The 4,889-nt window shown below is 50.5% G+C and carries 3 protein-coding genes; all 3 read right to left on the bottom strand.

Annotation, left to right across the window (positions count from 1 at the left end; all coding sequences use genetic code 11):
- Window positions 1–683: FG-GAP repeat domain-containing protein (locus tag WBV75_RS00890; RefSeq protein ID WP_424118781.1), on the bottom strand; the 683-nt coding region annotated here is incomplete at its 3' end.
- Window positions 676–4,035, bottom strand: a complete 3,360-nt coding sequence (locus WBV75_RS00885) for a VCBS repeat-containing protein (RefSeq protein ID WP_424118780.1) — start codon at window positions 4,033–4,035, stop codon at window positions 676–678. The genes WBV75_RS00885 and WBV75_RS00890, both read right to left, overlap by 8 nt.
- Window positions 4,028–4,889: FG-GAP repeat domain-containing protein (locus WBV75_RS00880; RefSeq protein WP_424118779.1), on the bottom strand; the 862-nt coding region annotated here is incomplete at its 5' end. The genes WBV75_RS00885 and WBV75_RS00880, both read right to left, overlap by 8 nt.

Raw genomic sequence — 4,889 nt, 5'->3', positions numbered from 1 at the left:
GCTTCGGCGCTTACGTCCGTAAAGGTATCCCCATCGTTTCTGAGGAGTTTATCTCCGGTATCGTAATCGCGCTCGTAACGGAGGGAAGCTTTCCCATAGGAATCCTGCGTATGTACGGCGTGGTTCAGCAAGTAGATATCCAGATCACCGTCGAGATCGTAATCCAGAAAGGCGGCGTTGGAACTAAAGGTGTCAAAATCCAGGCCATAAGCCCCGGCCTTTTCGCTAAAGGTCCCGTCTCCGTTGTTGATAAAGAGTTCGTTGTGGCCGGTAAAACCATTGATACCAACCACCGCGCAGACGTAGATGTCCAATAAGCCATCTCCGTTTACATCGCCCATCACAGCACCCGTATTCCAACTACTATTTCCCTTTACCCCTGCCTCTTCGGTAATGTCTTCAAATTTCATCCCGCCCAGGTTCCGGAACAGTTTGTTTCCCACCTGGTTCCCGGAGAGGTAAATATCCGGAAGGTCGTCCCCGTCGATATCTCCAATGGCCACCCCCCCTCCGTTGTAGAAATAAAGGTAGTCCAGGATGTTCAGCGCATCTGTTTCCGTGAGTTCATTGGTAAAATACACTCCGGTCTCTGCAGCACCGGGCGCATCAAACATATCGCCCCCTTGCCGACATCCGGACAATAATACCGCCAGGGCACTTCCTATTACAATTGCTCTATTCATCCAGTTTAAAGATTCTGGGTTGGTCTTCATTCAGGGCAACCACCAGGTAGGTTTTACCGTCTCGGTCACGGATCGGCTCGATATACTTTACCTCTCCCCTCACAAAAAATCCGCTTTGGTCGTATTGCTGCCATTGGAAACCTAGATTTCCATCCCCCAGTAGCACATTGCCATACCCTGCATCCAGTCGTGAAAACTGGGGCTTGAATTCGTGTTTGTTACCGCCCATGATAAGGTCCAGGTGACCATCGTTATTGACGTCCATACAAGCGATCCCACAGATGCAGGACAGTTGCACCCTTTCGGGTAATTTTTGTACCCGGAATTTCCACCCCCCTTCATTGATAAGCAGTACAGACTCCGAGATATTGACCTCTTTGACAATGGAATTGGCAACCACTTCCGGGGGAAGAAGCTCCTGAATTGTTCGTTTGGCATATACTGAGGCCCGGAGGTTTTCCTTTTTAAGGGAAACCAGTTGGCCGGTCAGTTCTTTTTTCATGTGTATCGGGTAGTCCCTGCCGTTTTCCTGTACTGTGATGATTTGCTCCAGGGTCCCGTTGTTGTCAAAATCGTTGACCCACATTTTCATCGGGCTTCCGGGTTTTGGGCGGTAGTGCATATTTAACCCGTCATTACCCAGTATCAGGTCCTGGTCTCCGTCACCGTCAAGGTCTGCCGCCGTGACCGTATTCCACCATCCCCTAAGGCTGTCCAGCCCGGTATTCCACTTCGCCAGCTTCCTCCCGTTATTTCGATAAATCTTGGGGCTGTCCCAGTCTGTAGTTACAAACAGGTCATTTTTACCATCCCCATCCAGGTCAGTCCATACAGAAGCCGTCACCATGCCCGTATCTTTCATGTCGTTGGCCAGGCGCTCGGTCGCATCCCGGAAAGTACCATCCCCCTGGTTTTCAAGCAGGAGGTGGTTGGGGTTGACCCCATAAATACCCACAACAGACCTTGAACCTATAAATACATCCATATCCCCATCCCCGTCAAAGTCTTCCGGACTCACAGTAGACATGTTTTTAAAGGAAGTAGGTAAGTCCGTAGCTGATTTTTGAAAATTTCCCTTGCCGTCATTCAGATAGAGCCGGGGTCTGTACGTCCGGTTTTTTCCTGCCTGATTCCCTCCGGCGGCCACAATAAGGTCGAGGTCCTCATCCCCGTCGGCATCGAAAAATGCGGCTGCCGTATCTTCAAAGGAGGCATCTGCCTGAAAAGCAGGTACAGCATGTTGTCGCAGTTTTCCCCCGCCCTGATGGAAGTAGAGCACGGCAGACTGCCCGGTTCCGCCACCAAAAAAGATATCCTCATGCCCATCTCCATTGACATCCCCCGTGGCCAGGGCCGGTCCTTCCTGGGATAATTTACTGTAAATCAATCCTTCATGGTCAAAATCATTGTAATTGTCTTCTTCGTGTTCCTGCAGGTTTTTCAGGGGAATTTCACTCAAATATGGAGTTGCACCTTTATCTGACGACGGGAAGTACCTGTCGTTTGCCTGCCCCTGTTCGAAGACCAGTTCCTGATTTACAGCAACATTGCGGAGCACCTCGGTCTTGTCATTTGGCCAAAGGACCCGCAGGGAGTCTAAAACCGGGGCTTTCCCCAACCCGAAGACAAGGGTATAATCCACTGAGGACTGGAAGCCGCGGGAGGGTACAAGATCCTGAACAAGGACTTCGGATCCCTTATAACCGATTACAGTAGCACCTATTGCAAAGGGATTTTGCCCGGAACCCTTGAATTTCATTCGCAAAAAGTTGTTCCCCTGTGTTTGTTGTGTATTGTTCCTGTAGAGATAGGCTTCCATGTTCACATTGTTGATGACCAGGTCCAGATCCCCGTCGTTGTCCAGATCTCCATAAGCTGCCCCATTACTTCGGGTAGGCGTATCGAATCCCCAGGCGCTGTTTTCTTTTGAGAATGTGAGGTCTCCCTTATTCCTGTAAGCGTAATTGGGTTGGGGTTTGATCGGCATTTTCTTAATGATGGAATCGATGGATTCCTTCTTACCTGTAAGGGCCATTTTCTGAATGATCTCATCGGCAAAAAAGTCCACGAAGTCCAGGTCGGTGAGGTCGTGATTGATACCGTTGGTGATAAAAATATCCCGCAGCCCGTCATTGTCCATATCGAAGAGGAGCCCGGCCCAGCTCCAGTCTGTGGCATCGACCCCGCTGTAGTAGGCGATCTCTGAAAACGTCCCGTTCCCGTTATTCAATTGGAGGGTGTTCTGTATGTATTGCTGATAGAAGTCTTTCCCCCTTTTCAGGTCGAAAACCTTATAACCTTCAAATTCCATAACAGACTTGACCCGCTCCTCGGGCTCGGGAAGCATGTCGGTAATAAAAATATCCTGGTGACCGTCGTTGTTAATGTCGCCGATATCTATACCCATGGCCGAAAGGCTAAGGTGGTTGGTCCACTCCTTGATTTGTTCTGAGAACGTACCGTCCCCGTTATTGATATACAGGTAATCCCGCTCATAGAAATCGTTGGATACATAAATATCCGGGTACCGGTCCTGGTTGAAGTCTGAAACCATCACCCCAAGTCCAAACCCGATCAGGCTGCCATAAATCCCAGCCTCCTCGCTTACATCTACAAATTTACCGCCATCATTGCGCAGGAGCATATCGCCCACACCCCTGAAGATATGGGGTACTCCTTCCCAGTCCTGAGCCCGTACTTCCCGTTGTTCGGCGTATCCCAGACTGCTGACGGGTATATTGCTATTGTTCAGTATATAGGCGTCCAGGTCTCCGTCCTTGTCGTAATCAAAGAAAGTGGCGTGGGTGGTAAAGCCCGTTTTGGCAAGGTTGAATTCCCCGGCCCGCTCGGTAAAGGTCAGATTGCCGTTGTTGATGTACAGGTCATTGTCGTGGTTGTTCCCTTCCAGGTTCCCCGCGTTACTGACATAGATATCCAGCAAGCCATCGGCGTTCACGTCGGCCATGACCACCCCGGTGGACCAGGGCTTGTTACCCAGAACCCCGGCACTCTCGGAGATATCCTCAAACTCAAAGTTACCTTTGTTCAGATAGAGCCGGTTCGGAACCATATTCCCGGTCAGAAAAAGATCCGGTAAGCCGTCGTTATTGATATCCCCAATAGCAACGCCCCCCCCGTTGTAAAAATTCCGGTATTTGAAAATATTGAAGTTTTTCTGGTTTTCGACAGCGTTTACAAAATCCACACCCGTACTGTCCGGGGGCATGAGTGTAAACAGGGTAGGGCTCGCCGTTTCGGCCAGGGCCCTTTCTTTTTCCTGCTCTGTACAAGAGCCCAGCAAAAGAAGGCAGGCGAGGCCTAAACCGCGGATATACTGTATCGATTTATTCATGTTGTGATAGAAATATGGGAGCATCGTTATTCCTCCCGATGACAAAGTGTTCTTTATTTTCAATTCGAAGCGGCTCAATGACCCGTCCGGCACCTGAGACGGGAAGTGCCAGTTCAGGGACCCATGAAAAGGAGCCTCCCCCGTCATTTTTCAGGACCAACCCCTGTAATGCGTCCAGGCGCCCCAATTGGGTACTCATCTCGTGAAGGTTCCCGATCAGGATCAGGTCTGAATCTCCGTCCCCGTCCAGATCCTCCGGGAGAAAATCGTAAATAACGGAAGCCTGCCCGATATTGGGTAATGGGATTTTTTCAAACTGCCCGTGCCCATCGTTTAGAAAGACACAGCTCCGGAGCTCAAATACTCGTTTTTTTTCGGCCTTTTCCAGGGCTTCGGAACCAAAAAGTTCTTCCAGGGTGGCCCCGGCGAAGTCGCGATAGGTCCGGAATTTTTTATTCAGGAAAGGCATCTGTTTCCCGAGTTCATCCCGGGAGGCAAATGGCGTTTCCACGCCCTTGTGGAAATACGTCACTACCGGTTCTACAGAGCCGTTTTCGTCAAAGTCGCTCCGATAAAGTGTCAGGGGGGTATCGGGGCTGGCCCTGAATTTGCTGTTGAGCCCCCAGTTGCCTGCGATCAAATCCAAATCTCCATCCCGGTCTATATCGGTAACCTCGATACAATTCCACCAGCCATTAGTGGCATCCAGGCCATTATCGGTCTTCCTTTCCCATCCCGATCCGGTATCGTAAAAAACAGCAACCGGACCCCAATGGCCTGCTACCACCAGATCGGTGCGCCCGTCTCCGTTGAGATCGGCCCATCCAAAGTCGTCGATGGGGCCATAAGCCTGC

Source organism: Robiginitalea sp. (assembly GCF_049588695.1).
In the GTDB taxonomy this organism is placed as follows: domain Bacteria; phylum Bacteroidota; class Bacteroidia; order Flavobacteriales; family Flavobacteriaceae; genus Robiginitalea.
This window is presented reverse-complemented; position numbering and strand designations above follow the sequence as displayed.